At 59.5% G+C, this 18,099-nt stretch carries 13 protein-coding genes, 2 tRNA genes and 1 rRNA gene (1 of these 16 cut by a window edge); 8 read left to right on the top strand and 8 right to left on the bottom strand.

Translation table 11 applies throughout. The annotated features are described in order from the left end of the window. Positions 1–121 precede the first annotated feature (121 nt). The 3 genes from SH664x_RS03720 to SH664x_RS03710 all read right to left on the bottom strand — a co-directional run bounded on the left by SH664x_RS03720 (position 122) and on the right by SH664x_RS03710 (position 4,899). The gene (locus tag SH664x_RS03720; RefSeq protein ID WP_437205158.1) at positions 122–1,051 is read right to left on the bottom strand and encodes an inositol monophosphatase family protein; all 930 of its coding nucleotides are present in this window, start codon (positions 1,049–1,051) and stop codon (positions 122–124) included. Then, entirely contained in the window at positions 1,032–1,925 is an 894-nt protein-coding gene (locus SH664x_RS03715) for an ATP-grasp domain-containing protein (RefSeq protein ID WP_437205156.1), read from the bottom strand. Before SH664x_RS03715 ends, SH664x_RS03720 begins: the two co-directional genes overlap by 20 nt. A gap of 151 nt (positions 1,926–2,076) precedes the next feature. Further along, the gene (locus SH664x_RS03710) at positions 2,077–4,899 is read right to left on the bottom strand and encodes a 2-oxoglutarate dehydrogenase E1 component (protein WP_437205154.1); all 2,823 of its coding nucleotides are present in this window, start codon (positions 4,897–4,899) and stop codon (positions 2,077–2,079) included. Positions 4,900–5,171: 272 nt separating this feature from the next. Between SH664x_RS03710 and SH664x_RS03705 the strand changes: the two genes are divergently transcribed. Beyond that, positions 5,172–6,101 (top strand): dihydrodipicolinate synthase family protein, encoded by a 930-nt coding sequence (locus tag SH664x_RS03705; RefSeq protein WP_437205153.1) that lies wholly within the window; start codon positions 5,172–5,174, stop codon positions 6,099–6,101. A gap of 69 nt (positions 6,102–6,170) precedes the next feature. On the opposite strand, the gene SH664x_RS03700 is transcribed toward SH664x_RS03705, so the two are convergent. From SH664x_RS03700 to SH664x_RS03685, 4 genes are all read right to left on the bottom strand, one after another. Beyond that, positions 6,171–6,683: a GNAT family N-acetyltransferase gene (locus tag SH664x_RS03700; protein ID WP_437205151.1), complete on the bottom strand. Its 513-nt coding sequence runs from the start codon at positions 6,681–6,683 to the stop codon at positions 6,171–6,173. 90 nt (positions 6,684–6,773) lie between these two features. Next, positions 6,774–7,424: an HAD-IA family hydrolase gene (locus SH664x_RS03695; RefSeq protein ID WP_437205149.1), complete on the bottom strand. Its 651-nt coding sequence runs from the start codon at positions 7,422–7,424 to the stop codon at positions 6,774–6,776. A 48-nt stretch (positions 7,425–7,472) separates the two neighbouring features. Further along, a complete protein-coding gene (gene pssA, locus SH664x_RS03690; RefSeq protein ID WP_437205147.1) occupies positions 7,473–8,402 on the bottom strand; it encodes a CDP-diacylglycerol--serine O-phosphatidyltransferase in 930 nt (309 codons plus the stop codon). Then, a complete protein-coding gene (locus SH664x_RS03685) occupies positions 8,375–9,373 on the bottom strand; it encodes a phosphatidylserine decarboxylase (RefSeq protein ID WP_437205146.1) in 999 nt (332 codons plus the stop codon). The genes pssA and SH664x_RS03685 overlap by 28 nt, the downstream gene beginning before the upstream one ends. A gap of 303 nt (positions 9,374–9,676) precedes the next feature. Between SH664x_RS03685 and SH664x_RS03680 the strand changes: the two genes are divergently transcribed. Continuing rightward, positions 9,677–11,293, top strand: a complete 1,617-nt coding sequence (locus tag SH664x_RS03680; RefSeq protein ID WP_437205144.1) for a hypothetical protein — start codon at positions 9,677–9,679, stop codon at positions 11,291–11,293. Positions 11,294–11,310: 17 nt separating this feature from the next. Further along, entirely contained in the window at positions 11,311–11,547 is a 237-nt protein-coding gene (locus tag SH664x_RS03675) for a putative signal transducing protein (RefSeq protein ID WP_437205142.1), read from the top strand. Between the two features lie 143 nt (positions 11,548–11,690). Here SH664x_RS03675 and SH664x_RS03670 read toward each other — a convergent pair whose 3' ends face one another. Beyond that, entirely contained in the window at positions 11,691–13,925 is a 2,235-nt protein-coding gene (locus SH664x_RS03670; protein WP_437205140.1) for a serine/threonine protein kinase, read from the bottom strand. An 872-nt stretch (positions 13,926–14,797) separates the two neighbouring features. On the opposite strand from SH664x_RS03670, the gene SH664x_RS03665 reads away from it, so the two are divergent. The 5 genes from SH664x_RS03665 to SH664x_RS03645 form a co-directional block, all read left to right on the top strand. Continuing rightward, entirely contained in the window at positions 14,798–15,301 is a 504-nt protein-coding gene (locus SH664x_RS03665) for a DinB family protein (RefSeq protein WP_437205138.1), read from the top strand. 262 nt (positions 15,302–15,563) lie between these two features. Beyond that, complete coding sequence (locus SH664x_RS03660; protein WP_437205137.1) at positions 15,564–16,898, top strand: acetylxylan esterase; 1,335 nt, start codon at positions 15,564–15,566, stop codon at positions 16,896–16,898. A 450-nt stretch (positions 16,899–17,348) separates the two neighbouring features. Beyond that, positions 17,349–17,422: transfer RNA gene (locus SH664x_RS03655), tRNA-Ile, on the top strand. Between the two features lie 79 nt (positions 17,423–17,501). Beyond that, positions 17,502–17,574, top strand: a tRNA-Ala gene (locus SH664x_RS03650). A gap of 482 nt (positions 17,575–18,056) precedes the next feature. Next, positions 18,057–18,099 (top strand): 23S ribosomal RNA (locus SH664x_RS03645) (it continues 2,736 nt past the right edge of the window).

The raw sequence follows: 18,099 nt of genomic DNA, 5'->3' as shown, positions 1-18,099 counted from the left end.
GACGGGAGCCGCCTGCTCCTGACTGCGGGGACAGATTCGGCCTAGAGAGACGGTCCATCTGCGAGATTGAGAGCGAACTCCACGCGAGCGCGGGGAATGCTCGTCCCGGTCGGATGTCGAATTACTCGGGAGGATAGCGGACCGGATTCCAGTCACGCGCCAAGTCGACGAGAATCTCCAGTTTGGCAGGATCATCGGCAGTGGCCACGATTCCGGGGAGCCGCAACATGTTGGCCCGGTCATCGAGCCACGTCTCCTTGAAGTGAACCGGTTCCCCGCTGTCCACCCAGACCGAGTTGCCCCCCAGCATCCGCGCCAGTTGCAGCGAGACAGGGAAGTCGTACAGATTCGGGCTGTGAATCAACGAGCCGCCAAAGGCGCCGCTCGCCAACAGCGGATAGATACTCCCCGGCATGTCATCCGGTGCATAGCCTTCCAGGCCGGCGGCGGTGACGCGCTGGGCGTTCGCGACGTCGTTCTTCTGAAATCCGATCAGATAGATTTTGCGGGAGTCGGGACGGCTCTGGGCCTGCACGGCGGGCATCTTCTCCAGACAGTCGAACGCGCTGACTGACAGATCGTCTGGCCCCGTCTTGATTGTCTGGCCGTAGGCCTGGGTCCACGATCCGGTCGGCCCATCTTCTGGAGCGTAAACCAGCGAGTACAGCAGATCATGACCGTCGCGGAGGTGAATCATCACGGCATAGCCGTTGCCGGTGTGATCCTTGAAGCACTTTGTTCCGTCGATCGGATCGATCGCAATCGTCAGCGGAGCATCGGCGGCAAATGCCCCCAGATCCCCGTTCTCTTCTTCCGCTTCGATACGGCATTGCCGCAACAGCGGTGCGCGGTCCCGCAGGCCCGCGACAATCAGCTCCTGCACGGTGAGATCGGCGAGCGTCAGTGCGTCGGTGTTGGCGTTCCCCGACGATTTGCCGGTCAATCCGATATCGAATGTCCTCATCCGCCGGGCAATGGCTCCGGACCAACGCAGCAGATCGGGGGTGACCTGCCGCAGGGCTTCGACAATATCAGCAGCGGATGCGCTCACGGGTCTCGTTCTCCAGATAGATCATCAATCGTTCGGCTACGTGAAGGCCGGTCGCGCGCTGAAACGCCCGCCAGCCGGGGACGGCATTCACTTCAATCACGTGGCACCGTCCCTGCGGATCGTACAACAAGTCGACCCCCGCGAAACAGGCTTCGACCGCCCGCGCCCCCTTCAGGGCGAGATCCTGTTCGAGCGGAGTCGGCGGATGCGGCTGCGCGATTCCCTGCCGCGAAACATTGGTGCGAAAGTCCGTCGGGTGGCGGCGGACGATTCCCCCCAGCACCTCATCGCCCAGCACCAGCACCCGCACATCGAACCCGGCATGTGGAATGAATTCCTGCAGATACAGGATCCCCTGTGTCCGCACGATCGCCTTGAAGACTCGGTGAGCGAGATCCGGATCGGAAACCCGCACAATCCCCCGTCCTTCCGAACCGAAGAGCGGCTTGACCACCACATCTCCCCCCAACTGCGTGAATGCACTTTCCGCCTGCTCCCAGCTTTCACAAACCACGGTACGGGGGGTCGGCAGTCCGGCGGCCGCCAGACGCGACGTGGTCAGAAATTTGTCGACAGCGCATTCGATCGCTTTGGGAGAATTCAGAACCCGAACTCCCTGCGCAGCCAGCCGCTGCAGGACATCCATCCGGTAGATCACCTGCTCCAGCGAGCCGGGGGGCATGGTCCGCACCAGCAACGCATGCAGTGGATTGAGTTCCACGTCGGCGGAAACCACTTCCGTCCGCCGGGAGACGACTGAGCTGGCGAGACGACAAAAATCCGCGATCACCACACTGTGGCCGCGTGCCGCTCCTGCCTGCTCCAGTTCGCTGACGTACCAGCTCCCGGCGTTCCCCAGGACTCCAATGTTCATGCGCATGCAATCCCGCTGAAACTCGAAACACCGCTGCCGGCCGGCTGTCGTCCCTGAAGATGAAAGCAGGCCTGCACGATGGGCAACACCGGCAGGCCTGTGATTCAATCAGATTCTTCGCAGAGCCGTTTGGCCCCGCGATACCGCACGATCAGCTTTTCTCGGCTTTGCTGAAGGCGGCCGACAGCAGCTCTTCCTGTTCCCGCTTGTGCTGCTTGGAGGAACCGGTCGCCGGGCTTGCGGACCGCGGACGGCTGATCCGTTCCAATGCAAAGCGTTTCAGGAACTTGTCCCCGAACCGCTGCCGCAGGTACGGCCAGGCTCCCATGTTGGAAGGTTCGTCCTGCACCCAGGCGAAGGGAGTGCTGTCGGGCAGATCGGCAAACAGCTTCTTCAGCTTGGTCGAGGGGAACGGATACAGTTCTTCGATCCGCACGATCATGACGTTCTTGTAGCCCCCCGCCTTCCGGCGTTCGATCAGATCGTAATAGATCTTGCCGGAGCAGAGGAGAACCTGCTTGGCGGCCCGGACATCCGGGAACTCGGCGTCCGGAATGAACGGCTGAAATTTCCCGGTGGCACATTCTTCCAGCGTGGAGGAACAGTCCTTGAGCCGCAACAGGCTCTTGGGGGTCATGACTACCAGCGGTTTTTTCCATTTCCGCTGCACCTGCCGGCGAAGCAGGTGGAAGGTCTGAGCCGGAGTGGTCGGCTGACAGACCTGAATGTTGTCTTCGGCGGCAATCATGAGGAACCGCTCGAGCCGGGCGCTGGAGTGTTCCGGCCCCTGCCCTTCGAAGCCGTGCGGCAACAGCATGACGATGCCGCTCAACCGGCCCCATTTGTCTTCCGCACTGGAGATGAACTGGTCGATGATGACCTGTGCACAGTTGCTGAAGTCGCCGAACTGGGCTTCCCAGATCACCAGTCCATCCGGGCAGTCGAGACTGAACCCGTATTCAAAGCCCAGCACTCCCGCTTCGGAAAGCGGGCTGTTGTAAATGCTCAGCTTCCCCGGCTCGGCGGCGATGTTCTCAAACGTATTGAAGGGCTCGCCGGTGTTGGTGTCGTACAGGAAGGCATGCCGATGGCTGAATGTGCCGCGGCGCACATCCTGCCCGCTGATTCGCAGCGTCCGCCCTTCCTGCAGAATCGTGGCATACGCCAGTGATTCCGCCGCTCCCCAGTCGAGGGGCTCCTGCCCTTCCGCCATCGCCCGGCGCTGTTCGAGAATGCGCAGCGCCTTCGGATGCGGTTCAAAATCGGGCGGAATCTGTGTCAACTTCAGCAGCGTCTCCCGGAGCTGTGCGACCGGCAATCCCGTCTGCGGATGATCAGCTTCGGTATGTGGTCCACCCTGATAGCCGGCCCAGACCCCTCCCCACCGATCGTTACAGCGGATGTAGTCATCACGACGGGCTTCAGCCAGTTCCGTTTCCAGCCGCTGCCGACGTTCTTCACCGATCTTCTCGGCTTCTTCCCGGGTCACACCCCGCTGGTTCAGCAGGTGCTCGAGGTAAGAATTGAAGACGCTCGGCCGCTGACGGATTTCCTTGTACATGACGGGCTGGGTGAATGCCGGTTCATCCCCTTCGTTGTGTCCACGTCGACGGTAGCAGTACATGTCGATGACGACATCTTTCTGGAACCGCTTGCGGAAGTCGACCGCCAGACTCATCACCTGTGCGACCGCTTCGGGATCTTCTCCATTCACGTGGAAGATCGGGCTCTGCAGCATTTTGGCGATGTCGGTGGCGTACGCGGTCGAGCGTCCCTCTTCGGGCGAAGTCGTGAAGCCGACCTGATTGTTCACGATGATGTGAATCGTCCCGCCGACCGAGTAGCCTTCGAGTTCGCTCAGGTTCAGGGTTTCCTGAACCATGCCTTCCCCGGCGAACGCAGCGTCGCCGTGGATCAGCACGACCGCCCCGCGTTCATGGCGGAAATCCTTGAACCGGTCCATCTTCGCCCGCATGCGTCCCATTGCCACGGTGTTGACGAACTCGAGATGCGACGGATTGAAGCAGAGTGACAGGTGAACGCCGTTCCCCTTCGAGGTCAGCCAGTCCCAGCTGTACCCGAGGTGATACTTCACATCTCCGCCCCCCGGAAACATGCCCGAGTCGGCATCGTCGAACTCACGGAAGATGGCCCGCGGGTTCTTCCCCATGATGTTCGCCAGCACGTTCAGCCGGCCCCGGTGGGCCATGCCGATCACGATTTCACGGGTTCCCTCGTTCCCCAGGCGTTCGATGGTCATGTCGAGCAGGGGAATGAGGCTTTCCGCCCCTTCCAGCGAAAAGCTCTTGGCCCCCACAAATTTCCGGGCCAGAAACTCTTCGAACACCACTGCATCGGCTAGACGCTTGAGAATCCGGATCTGCTCCTGCCGCTCCAGCCGCAGGCGATTGCCGGTTTCTTCCATCCGCTGGGCCAGCCACAGCCGCACCTGCAGACTGTCGATGTGCATGAACTGCACGCCGATCGACCGGCAGTAAGTCTGCTTCAGCCAGTTAATGATTCCCCGCAGCGTGCGGGTTTCGGGACCACCGACGAACGAGGTCGAGAGTTCTTTGTCGAAATCGGCTTCTTCGAAGCCGTAGAAAACGGGATCGAGTTCCGGCGGGCTCGGACGCTGTTTTCCCAGCGGGTCGATGTTCGCCAGAATGTGTCCCCGCACTCGATAATTCCGGATCAGCTGATCGAGCCGTTCCTGCGTGGCTGCGGCATCCAGTTCCCCCTGCCGGTGAGAGCGGGGAGCCTCGATCAATCCCGGCGGGTCAAAGACACTGCGGGGAGGAAACGGGCTGGTCGCGGTCCAGCCGTGATGGAATCGCTGATCGCCATTCTTCTGCTGCGAGAAGTACTTCCGCCAGTGCTCCGGGACGCTCTCCGGATCGCTGAGGTACTGGGCGTAGAGATCTTCAATGAAGGGAAGGTTTTGACTCGAAACGAAGGTGGGCTCAGCGGACACGGAAAGAAGCTCCAGGTTCATCCTCGGCGAACACCGCCGAAATCGGTAGGAAAAGGCCCTGACCGGCGATGAGGGCCAGAAAGGGGTGATGTTTTATTTTTATCTGCTGGGCCATTCCGGCCCCGGATTCCTCAGAAAATTCCAACAATCAGGATTCCAGCAGGCCAAGGCCCCCCCAGGCTTTCCGGGTTGAAAAACACAAATCAGCCTGCTCAAAATCCGTCACTCTCAATCATGGCGAGTTTCTGTCATTTCAGCTATATCAGGCATCTATGGAACCGAAATCACTCTGCGGAATTTTCACTCCCAATCTTGTCCCGCTGGACGAACACCAGAACATCAATGAGGCGGAATTACGCCGTCATGTGGAATGGCTGATTCAGCAGGGGGTGCAGGGGATGTATCCCAACGGCTCCACCGGCGAATTTCTCCGGTTTACGGCCGAAGAACGTCGTGAGATTGTTCGCATCATCGCCGATCAGGTACAGGGACGGGTCCCGATTCTGGCCGGGGCCGTCGAGGCGAATCCGCGTGAAATCCTTTCTGCCTGTGAGTATTACGCCGAACTGGGCTGCCGGGCTGTCGCCCTGCTCCCCCCGATTTATTACAAACTCAGCCCCGATCGCGTCTATGCCCATTTTCGCGAAATCGGACGCAATTCGCCGATCGACATCACCCTCTACAACATTCCGCTCTTCGTCAGCCCGATCGACATCCCGACGATTCAGCGCCTCAGCGAAGAATGCGAACGGATTGTGGGGATCAAAGATTCCTCGGGCGACGTCTCCCTCATGCTGCGGATGATCGAAGCGGTCCGCCCGAACCGTCCGGAATTCTCGTTCCTGGCTGGCTGGGAACCATCGCTGATGGCGATGCTGCTGGTCGGTTGCACCGGCGGCACAAACGCCACCGCCAACATTTTCCCGGAGGCCATGACCCGCCTGTACAGTCTGGCCCGGGCCCAGAAATGGGATGAAGCCCGTGCCGTCCAGGCCAACGTCGCTGACATCTTCGAATACCTCGTCCGGGGTGCCGATTTCCCGGACGGCTTCCGCGTCGGTGCCCAGCTGCGGGGCTTCGAGATGGGTCCCTCCCGCCAGCCGATGACCGACCAGCAGGCTGCCGATCTTCAGCAGCTCAAAAAGAAGATGCTCGAAGTGGCTAAAGTCCGCTTCCCCGACATTCAGTTTGCCCAAAACTGATTGAGGGTCCCCAGACGATGTGGAAAGCGGGTCGCCGCCGGCTGCCCGCTTTCTTTCGTTTGGCCCCGTTCACGGTGTGATCAGAAACGCCGGATGATGGGTCACCGCTCCGGCAGCGGGCCGATCCCCAAACAGACGGGCCATCACATATTCCGCGGGAATTCCCTCCACCTCAAACTGGGGAGCGGTAGTGAACCCAAATCGCCCGTAATACGCGGGATCTCCGACGACCACACAACCGGCTGGCTGCAGTTGCTGCAGGGCGCTGAGTCCTGCCTCCATCAACGCCGTGCCGATCCCCTGCCGCTGCACCTTCGGGTCGACCGCCAGTGGCCCCAGTGCATACCAGCCTTCGGCACCGTCCGAAATCTGAACCGGCGAAAACGTGATCTGACCAACCAAGACCGCATCCAGTTCCGCAACAAGCGAAATTTTGAGCGCCCCGGTCCGTCGCAGCTCGTCGATGATCAGATGCTCGGTCTGCTGGCTGTGAGGGTGATTCTCGAAGGCCTGACGAGTGACGGCCGTAATGGCGGCCACATCCCCGGCGCTTTCAGGTCGAATAAGGAGCGATGTGCGCATCGGCAAATTCCCTTCATGATGACCCCCTCGGACCTGCACGCTCCGGATCGGTTTCAGTTTTAAACTGTCTTGGCGAGCTGAGGAACCGATTTAAATCGCCGGGAAGGTGAGGACGAGTTTCCCATCCTTGACCGCCAGTTGCAGGTCGTCCAGCCGGGCGACGACGGCGTCGGCCCCCGCGAGCGCCTGCCGCGAACTCGTTGAGGCCACAGCCACCACGCGGGCCCCGGCCGCTTTTCCGGACTCGATCCCGGCTGGGGCGTCTTCAATCACAATACACTGCCCGGGCGGAACCCCCAACCCTCGGGCCGCGAGCAGGTAGGGATCAGGAGCCGGCTTCCCCCGCTGGATGTCATCGGCCGTCACAAAGATATCAGGGATCGGCAGACCGACGTGCTGCAGTCGAATCGTCGCCGTTCGGCGAGTGCCACTGGTCGCAATCGCCCAGCATTCGCGAGGAAGGCTCGTCAGCAGGCGAAACGCTCCGGCATAAATGGTGAGGCCGTCGGTGTCGTCTGCCTCGACCCGTTCCTTCGCCCGCGCCTCGGCGACCGCATCGATCTCCGGGGCAAACTGTCGCACGGTCTCCACGGTCGGCCGTCCATGATGGACTGCAAGAATTTCATCAATCGGCAGCCCGCGACGTTCCGCCCAGAGCCGCCAATGCCGCTCCACAATGGTATTGGAGTCGACCAGAACTCCATCCAGATCAAACAGAATCGCCGCGCATGTCAGTTCCATACCGGAATTGTAGAGCGGAATGGATTTTGTCGAGCGAATCGTCGTCGTTCACGCTTCTCCACCGGCGGGAGTCGTCGGGGGGGCCGGCGGCGTTGCTTTGAAGTGCGGGTAAATCCACTTCATGAACGTCGCTCGCAGCGGAGCCCCGAACGCGAAAAATGCGAACAGGAGCAGCAGCGCCAACTCGCGGATCAGCAAAACGGCGGCGATCGCAAACACGATGCGGATCAGCTGAATCCGGCTGCGTCGCCCCTTGAACAGCTGGTTGAAGAAGTGGGGATAGCGGACGCGGGAGACCATCAGGCAGGCCAGCGCGAGCACAATCGGCGGAAGGAGGTGCCCTGCCAGCTTCACCGTGTCGCCGAGAAACTCCACGATGCGGGAGACCACCGGATTTTCCGGATCATGAAGGCGATCCAGTCCCCAGACTGCAATCGGAAAGGAGGCGACCACACCGGCCGCAGCCGGCGTCGGCAGACCGCTGAAGTAATCGTGCGACTGATCTTCCTCGGACTCCACATTGAAGCGGGCTAGACGCAAAATGGCACACACGGCATAGAGCACGCCGATGATCCACAAAATGCGGGGATGATATTCGTGTGAGAACTGCAGCATCAGAAAGGCCGGGGCGACACCGAAACTGACGGCATCGCACAGACTGTCCAGCTGCGCCCCGAAGTCACTCGTCTGGTGGGTCCAGCGGGCCACCTGGCCATCGAGCATATCGAAAAACATCGCCAGAAAGATGTAGATGGCCGCCCAGAAGAGATGGCCTCCTGTGGAACCAGCGGTTTCCGGGCCGACTTTGGCGGCATAGGTAATGGCTGCGAAACCGCAGAACGCATTCCCCAGCGTCATCATGGTCGGCAGCACGGCGAACGCCCGTTCGCGGCTGCGCGTTCCGAGACCCTTGCGAATCGGTGCGGGTGCATCCGCAGGCTGACCGGGTATCACCTTGAGTTTGTTCCGCGATAGCATGCCAGCACCGAGCTCCCCGCCTGGACCGTGTCACCGACACGTGAAAGAATTTCGAGACCATCTTCGACTGGCAGCACCAGTTCGGTCCGTGATCCGAGCTTTATCATGCCAAACTGCTCGCCCCGAGCCAACTCATCTCCCGGTTTCAACCAGCAGACAATTCTGCGGGCGATCGCTCCGGTAATCTGGGCAACCGTCATGCGGCGGTGGGGATAGGCCGATTCTTCCAGTTTCACCACCAGCCGCTCATTCAACCGGGCCGATTCCGGCCGCAGGGCGTTCAAACACAATCCGGGCTGATAACTCAGGCCGATCACCCGTGCCGCCACTGGGCTCCGGTTGATGTGCACATTGAAGATTGAGAGGAAAATCCCGATCCGAACCGCCGGACCTCCGATAAATTCGTCGTGCTCCAGGTCTTCGATCGTGACGACTTTGCCGTCCGCCGGGGAAATCACCTGCCCCGGTTCCATCGGAACCGGCCGATAGGGATTGCGGAAGAACCAGAGAATTTCGGTTCCCAGGAGCACCAGCGCCAGGACGACGATCCAGCCGATCACCTTGGGCCAGAAGGTCAGCGACATGAGATTCAGCAAAACCGCGACAGCAATCGCCCCTCCGAACAACAGCGTCACCATCACAATCAGTTCGGCCAGACCGACCCGGGCAAAGGGCAGACGATCGCGCCACGCAAACGGGTCATCTTCCGGCTTCCACCAGTAGTTCGGCTGATTGCGGTAATACTTCAGATCGCGCGGATCGAGCACTTCATGCGGGCACCCGTTCACTTCCCCCTGTCGACAGGCACGCATCCGGGCGACATATCCGGAGCGGAATGTTTTCAGCCACCAGCGGCGCCACGTCCCCCACATTTTTTCCAGCGAAATGATGATCCCGCCCCCCGGCTGAATGCTTGTCAGCTGGGGATCCATGGGCTCAAGCGGGAGTCGACGGGATGCGGGATCGGCCATAAGTCAGCGAAGCACTTCCGAGAAAAATCAGCTTGCGACCTCACGCGATCGCCGGGGGCAAAATCATAGGCCAATCCCCTGCGGGTGGCTATTGATCGGCACGGGCAGCCAAAGTCCGGGAATCGGAGCGAAGCGGATTCGCAGGTTGCCGACCTGCACCAGGCATGTTAGTGTCGAAGTTGCCCCAACAGAAAGCGGGAGCATGACGTATCGAAGCTGTCCCCCGATCGCCCCGATCCTCTTCCATAGATGACGCAGCTGGGCCAGTGCCTGGTGGTTTCCCGTGGCTGAAGTGTGATAAGCATGAAATCCTGCTCCCTGTGCAAATCGCTCTGCCAGATCGCCATCGCCCAGCTGATACTGCTTCCCGCATGGGCCCGAGCGGAGGGAGAGCAGCGGCGATTGCTGTTTCTGGGAACGACGGCCCCGCTCATTCTGGATGTCAGTATCGAAACCGGCCCATTCAGTCTGGCCGAGAACCGCCGCAAATACGTTGAGGGGCTGTTTCAGCGACTGGATACCGATCAGGATGGCAAACTCTCTCCTGAAGAAGCTGCCCTGATCCCGCAGGGAAGTCGCATCCGTCCCAATCTCCCCACGCTCGCAGACGAGTGGAAATCGCTCGACGTCAATCCGGCCGACGATTCGATCTCCTTGAACGAACTGCAAGACCATCTGGACCGGGTGATCGGACCGACGGTCGTGATCCGCAAACAGCCTCCCCGCCTGGCGCAGACGGTTCGTCTGAGTGTCGAACTTGATCTGAATCGAGATGGCCGACTGGAAGCGGATGAGGTCGAACAGGGGCTTCGCCGGCTGTACGCGTTTGACTTCGACGATGACGAAACACTCAGCGTCGCCGAGCTGCAGCCGTTCCCGCAATCGGTCCGACAGGCACTTCGTCAGGAGCAGGCCCGCGAGGAACCCCTGCCGCTGCTGATGCTGACGGATGATGAGAGTTTTGATGTCGCGGCGGATCGTTGCCTGAATCTGTATGGAACAAAAGGAGAGATCCCCGCTGAACGTGTGCCGGGCCTGGCACCGCGACGATTTCAGGTGTTCGACCGGGATCGCAGCGGCAGCTGGAACCGTTCGGAACTGCTGCTGTTTCTGAAAAAGTCCCCTCGTGATCTTCGACTGGCGGCGACCCTGGCTCCCGCGGGAGTGACTGCCATCGGCATGGAAAGCCTGAAACCGGGCAATCGTCCGCTGCTGGAACTGGGGGGCGTTCCAGTGGAATGCCTGGCCCGCAGCAACAGCTGGCAGGCGCGGGCGTCGATTCAGCTGCAGAAAATTCGCTTCCGCCAGGCTGACGTAGACAAGAACGGCTATCTCGACGAATCGGAATTCGGGCGTCTGCAGGCGGGGGAGGTTCAGTTTGCGTCGGTTGACCTCGATGGAAATGGCGAGGTGACCGTTGCCGAAGTCGAACAGTTTTTCACCCTCGACGCTCTTGCCGAGCAGTGCCAGCTGCTGATCACCGTCTCGGACGTCACCCGGACACTCTTCGAGATTCTGGATGCCGATCAGGATCAGCGTCTGACTCCCCGGGAAATCCGCACCAGTCGGCAGCGGATTCTGGAAGCCGACCGCAACCGGGATGGAGCCCTCACCCCGACCGAACTGTCGACCCAGTTACGAATCACGTTCAGCCAGCCGGAACTTCTCGAAACACAGCCCGATCCGGGCATGATGGCGAACAGCAACTCGGGGCAGGCGATTCTCAGAGAACCGCTGCGGGGCCCCCTCTGGTTTCGAAAAATGGATGACAATCAGGACGGCGAACTGTCCTGGCGGGAATTTCCCGGACCACGCGAGATCTTTGAGCGTCTCGACGTCAACCGGGATTTATGCATCGATCTGGATGAGGCAGAGCAGGCTGAACAGGTTCAGCCCGTGGCTGCAGAGACGGCAACCTGAAGAGCAGGAGCGGAGTCATGGACGCTGATGAACTTGTTGCAGTGTACGAAACGACGGACGTGATGCGGGCGGAGCTGATTCGTGCTTCGCTGGATGGCGAAGGGATCTCGGCCTTCGTCGACAACGAAAGCCAGGCCGGCCTGAGCGGCGTCCTGCAGGTGCACGTCATGGTCCGGGCTGCGGATGAAAAAGTCGCCTCCGCTTACATTGCCGAACTGGAGAGCGGAATTCACCGCAGCGACGTCGAGGACTGACGCAGTTCACCCTTCTTCCAATCCGCACAGCTACCCCGCAGTCGAGCAATTCGACTTTTGATGGCCCCGTCCTCGCCACGAGGATGTCCGCAATTCACCAATCGGAACGCTTGCTGCGCGGGTACCGGAAAGAGCAACCTGCTCTAGTCGTCACCTTTTCCGCCGACAATCGTCCGCTGGAAGGCGGTGGTTGGAGTTCCGCGTGAGACATTGGGTCCGGCTGACTGCGGGTGCTGTCCACGCTCGTACCGGCCCCACCACGCGTCCGCCTCTTCGAGGGTCCACTGGTGGGCAAAGGGAGACCGCCCCAACATCAGGGAGAGATCCCGCGCCGAGTTCGGGCGCTTGCCCCGCGACTTTTCCAGACAGGACATGATCGCATCTTCCAGCTCGGCCGAGACCGGTCGCCCAGATCGCTGCGAGGGAGGAATCGGCACCACGTCGACATGCTGGCGGCACAATTCCACGATATTCGAGGCTTCGAATACCGATTTTCCGGTCAGCAGGAAGTAACCCACGGCTCCCAGGGCATAAAGATCGCTCCGGCCATCGACCGATGCGGGAGCCTGAATCGCCTCCGGGGCCATATATAACGGTGTCCCGGTCAGCGTGTTGGCCGCACTCTGTCCCGCCTGCTTTTCCTCGTTGAGCGCTTTAACCAGTCCAAAGTCCAGCACCTTGAGAACATCGGCCTCACCCCCACGACGATTCAACATCATGTTGGCCGGCTTGATGTCGCGGTGCACCAGTCCCAGGCTGTGGGCCTCGTACAACGAGCCACAAGCCTGCATCAGAATGTGGATCACACGCGATTCGGGTTGCGGCCCAAACTTCTCGACCAGCGACTGCAGGCTGATGCCATCCAGGTATTCCATCGCGTAATAGAAGACTCCTTCGGGAGTCCGCCCGTAGTCATAGATGGCAATGGTATTCGGATGGTTCAGCTGGCAGGTGATCTGCACTTCTCTCTCGAACCGCTGCACGGAAGCGTCGTTGACCTTGTCGAGATCCAGCATCTTGATGGCTGTGGGCCGACGGAGCATTGCGTGATGCCCCTTGTAGACCACCCCCATCCCGCCGGAGCCGAGTTTCTCTGCCAGCTTGTACTGGCCGAGCTGCTTGGCTTCGATCTCGGCTTTCTGCGCCTCCCGTCTCAGCCGGGCCACAATGATCGTGAAGATAAAGATGGCCAGCGAGCTCAACCCCAACAGGGTATAGAGTGCCCAGAACGTCCGTTTCAAAATCATGAGCGGACGAAACGCCTCTGCGAGATCAATTTCGGAGGCGACCCCCAGTTCTTCCTTGGGGAGCCACGCCCAGGCTCCCACGACCGGCACTCCCCGGTAATCGTTGTAGCCTTCCACATTGACCCCACTTCGCCCCGCGACCATTTCTTCAGCCGCCAGCGTGAGGGGAAGTTCCGATCGACGAACCTTGGGACGAAAACCCAACGTCATATCGTGCTGAGGATCGCGAATTTCCACATTCAGAATGGACCGGCTGTCACGGCGGTCGGGAAGAATTCCGAGCAGAATCAACGACTCATCAAAGCGGCTGTTGGAAACCATCGTCCCTTTTTTGTCGATGGCATAGGTCTCACCGGTTTCGCCGAACCGTCCCAACTGCATGATACGTGTGAACTCGGCATCGGGCCGGATGCCCAAGGCTAACGCCCCCACGATTTCAAAACTGGTATTCCGGATCGGTGCAGCGACAAACATGATCGGCTGACCAATCTGTTCCTGGCCCGCCTCGGGATCGAACGGGATGGTACTGACCATCGGAGTACTGACGCTCGCCGTTCCCTTCAGGGCTCGATCCAGAAAATCACCGTAATCGATGACATTCTGCTTCCCCACCAGATCCGGATTCGAGGCGGCCAGAATCCGTTTGGATTTGTCGGTGATCAGATAACCGATGTAGTTGTTCGCGGAGAGCATCGGCGAAGTTTGTCGTCGCAGTCGCTTGAGGATTTCCACTCGCTCCGCTGCGGCGTTGGGAGACGGCTCTTCCTGCATTTTGACGAGCGCATAAGCCTCCTCCCGAACTTCGGCATCGTGGGCCAGGGAGGAAGCATTGGCCTCCTGTGTCCGGCACCAGTTCTCGAGCATCGCGGTTTCAACGTTCAGCAGCGTCTGCACCTGCGATTGCAGATTCGACTTCATGGTCGATTCGATGGCGTACTGCACCGATACCGCCAGTACCGCCAGCATCACGGTGGCGATGATCGGCCAGATCCAGATCTGCTTTCTGAGGAAAACTCCCGTTCGGGAGACCGTTCTTCCCAGACTGGTATGCCCCCAGGTCATGTGCGCAGCGGCACCCGATTTACGGGAAGAACCGCTGTTGCGGAATATCTTGAGCAGATTGATCGCCATACCAATGAACTCAACTGCTTTCAGCCAATAACGTTGCAGCCAAGCGCCCTGCGAGAACACAGAATCCCGGAAATAGAGAACGCAGAACGGCCACTGGTACCAACTTAGGCCGCGGCCAGCACCGAGAAGCAAATCCCGGATGCGAAGCGGGAAACTCCAGGCAGACTGATCCGCCAATCGGAGTCGTAGCGATTGCAGCACGCCACCGCAGCAGAGATCACCAGCGATTCATTTCAGAACGAATCGAATTGGGTCCGGCGTTCGGACTGCGGAGTAGGGGGAAGTCCCTCAGAAATCGCCCGAATGCGCCACGGTCCATTCCGGGGATCAGAGCACGACGCGTCAGCGACGGTTTTCTCGGGATTCCATCAGTGGGAGATGCTCAACCAAGGGGGCTTCGATGCTTTTTTGTCGCATCCGCCCAACTTTGTGTGGCGAGCGCGGGCGAACCCAGGGTCAACCTGTTCGCATCAGGCGAGCCCAAACCGTTGCCGCGAAACCGGCGGGCCACCGGGGACGATCAACCAAAGAACCGGCGGGCAAATCGGGCAGCACGATGCTGGGCATACCATTGGCGACGGGCGGGATTGTCAGAAAAACGTCGTTTGCGTGATCCGTCTGGCATGGGTCTTCTCCTCACTCGGGTGAAAGCAAATGCGGTTGGTCTCCACCCTATTCAGCGGAAAGCGAGGAGGATTCCGGACGGAAAATCCCCGGCGATCTCAGCCAGTCCACTCCGGTCTGGCGAATTCCCGGAATCTGAGTGAGGGGAGCGAATTGAAATTTGCTTTTCGACCACCGTGGGGCATTGTCGAGACCTTCCCGGGGAAATATAGCACATCCGTACACGCCACTCTCCCGCGAGGCCAGTCATGACAATCGCCGCCACACTCCTGCCCGAATTTGACGAGGAAATGGCCAACACCCGGAAATGCCTGGAACGCATTCCGGACGACAAGCTCGACTGGAAAGCCCACCCCAAGTCGAACACGATCGGCTGGGTCGGTGGCCATCTGGCGGAGATCCCCGGCTGGGTCGCGGGAACCCTTCAGAAAACGGAGTGGGATGTCTCCCCGCCGGGAGAAGAACCGTATCGCACCTCTTCAGACCTCAACCGGCAGCAGATTCTGGAAATGTTCGACCAGAACGTCGCCGAAGCCCGCGCTGCCCTGACTGGGGCTTCCGATGATCTTTTCCCGGTTCCGTGGTCGCTCCTGTATCAGGGTCGAACCATTTTCACGATGCCCCGCCTCAACGTGATTCGACAATTCGTGCTGAATCACACAATTCACCACCGGGCACATCTCTGTGTTTATCTGCGGCTCAACGAGATTCCGGTTCCCGGGATGTACGGTCCTTCCGGCGATGAAGGCTGAGAGCAAAATCCGCGGGTGGTCGACTGCGCGGACAACACAACTTTCAGTCGCCCACCACAAATCAAACCTCACCGATATTGGCAAGGTGTCGGTGTCCTCTAAGATACAGAGAATTCCGACGCCTTCTCTGCTCGGCGGCGGCATCTCCGGGCATTGACGTTGTCTGCAATGGGGATCCGCACTTCCACGGGAAGTGGAGGCGTTGGTCCACGCTCCCTGACAGCGTGTCCTTCCCCCTCCTCCGCAACGCGAGACCCCTGGTATGCCAATCCCCCGGACGGTTCCTCTTCTCACCCAGATGGCCCTGCTGCTGGCGATCACGCCCAGTCTGCTGCAGGCACAGGTCAAAACGGCGGCCGAACCGACCGTGAAACTGACCATCACTGCCGATCGCCCCCATGCGCAATATCACATCGGCGAAACCGCGACATTTTCAATTGTGGCGACACAGGATGGCAAACCACTGGAAAACGGACAGGTGAAATGCGTCGCATCGAACGATAGCTGGGCACCTCAGCCCCCGCAAACGGTTGAGATTCGCCAGGGGCGGGGGACGTTTTCCGGGAAGATCGACGAACCGGGATTTCTGTCGGTGAATGCCAACATCGGCAAAGCCTCAGCGATTGCAACCGCCGCGTTCGACCCGCTGCAGATTCAACCCAGCCTCCCGGTCCCAGACGACTTTGAACGATTCTGGGCCAGACAGCAGGAGGAATTGGCCAAAGTTCCCATGGAAGTGAAGCTGACCCCGAAAAAGGCCCCCGAAAAAGAAATCGATGCGTTTGACGTCCAGATCAGCTGCCTCGGAGCACCCGTTTCCGGATATTTCGGACGCCCTCAGAATGCCAAACCCAAATCGCTTCCCGCGATTTTGTTTGTCCACGGAGCTGGCGTCCGCAGCAGCATTCTTGCCAAAACCGCCTGGGCTGCGGAAGAAGGGGGCATGCTGGCATTGGATATCAACGCCCACGGCATCCCCAACGGCCAGCCGGCCGACTATTACCAGAAGCTCGCTGACGGAGAACTCAGGGACTACCGCCGCGAGGGGGCCAACGATCCGGAGAAGTTCTACTTCAAAGGGATGTTCCTCCGCATGCTGCGGGCGATCGATTTCCTGACAGCCCAGCCCGAGTGGGATGGCAAAACACTCATTGTCTTCGGGAGCAGCCAAGGGGGATTCCAGGCATTCGCCGCGGCAGGAATTGATCCCCGCGTCACCATGATCTGCGCAGGCGTTCCCGCAGGGTGCGACCACAGCGGCAACCTCGTCAACCGGGTGAGCGGCTGGCCAAAGCTGCTGGCACGCGGTGAGAACGGCAAACCGGACGAAGCCCAGCTCAAAACGGCTCGCTACTTTGACTGCGTCAACTTCGCCGCCAAAGCTAAATGCGAGGAAGCCGCCGTAACCGTCGGCTACATCGATCGCACCTGCCCTCCCACCAGCGTTTACGCCGCTTACAACGCGCTAAAAATCCCCAAGCAGATTCACTTTGACGTGGATGCAGGGCATACCAATACGCCGGCCGCAATGAAATTCATGGAAGCGGCCGCACGTGCCCACGTACAGCGCAAGAAAGCGGAAGGGACAGCCAACTAGAGAGCAGCCAGTTCGGAAGCCCCCCTCCTTGCCGAGCGGATATCCGTATTCTCCAGACGAAACGCTTGCGACACGGAGACGGGAAAGAGCACCCTGCTCAAGCAACGGCCCCCGTACTCCTTCCCAAGCCAACATACCGCCAGACAGCGGTGAATTTCGCAGCAGTAACCGACAGAATTCACCGCAATGACCAGATGGGATCACTAAAACATCGAATCTGGGCAGCCGATTCCAGGTGTCCAACCACAGAGGGGGCCAAACGGCCTCCTCTTTTCGTTTTCCAAGGCCCTCCCGGTGTCAACCCGTGACAATTACGCCAGTTGCAGCGACTAGCATCCGCTCCAGCCAGCCAGATCCCCAGCAAATCAGCCCGACCACTTGCGAGCACCTGCAGCGGCGACTATCATTCCTCGCTCGTTCGTGGCCCTGATGACCGCGAACGGACCCAAAGGGGGTATAGCTCAGTTGGTTAGAGCGCAGCTCTGATAAAGCTGAGGTCCCAAGTTCGAATCTTGGTACCCCCACCTCGAAGCAGGGTCAGGAATCAGGAGAGAGGATCTAGCCAGCCTACATCCTCTCTCCTGGTTCCTGACTCCTCTTTCAGGGGACGTAGCTCAATTGGGAGAGCACCTGCTTTGCAAGCAGGGGGTTGTCGGTTCGAGCCCGATCGTCTCCATTTAAAGACCATTCGCGACGACAAAGAGTGGTTTTTAAAAGTCGGTGAAAATCAAAAAAAGATTTCCCACTGACTTGACCCGAGACCTCGGGTCGCCTAACATGGCGGACCCGAGTGCGAGAGACAAAACTTCCCGAGAGCAAAACACTCACAAGTGCTTTACTCTCGCGAAGTTAAGGCGACAAAAATCGCCGAGCGATGTGCACCACAGAAGTGCACTATGATCTTTGAAAATCTGGTGGATTAGACGCGTGGCATCTGGCTTTGCAATTTTGCAATGGCCGAGCTCTTGAGGAAAAATGCACGCCTGGCGTGCGGCGTTGCGACGAAAGTTGCAATATCTGAAAGACGCGTTCAAGCAAGGGTGAAAACTCTTGTAAAAAACGAGTTGAATATGATCGTTATTCTGGATGAAATTTCCAGAATAGCTTTCCACTCTAGAGAAGTCCACACCAGTTTACTGGCGTGGTTGAAACTAAAGTGGTCAAGCTATTAAGGGCACATGGGGGATGTCTTGGCGTCGGT

The sequence above is a fragment of the Planctomicrobium aquicomposti genome, from assembly GCF_051466325.1.
Lineage (GTDB): Bacteria > Planctomycetota > Planctomycetia > Planctomycetales > Planctomycetaceae > Planctomicrobium.
The sequence above is the reverse complement of the archived record's forward strand: the minus strand, read 5'-3'. Positions and strand labels throughout refer to the sequence as shown.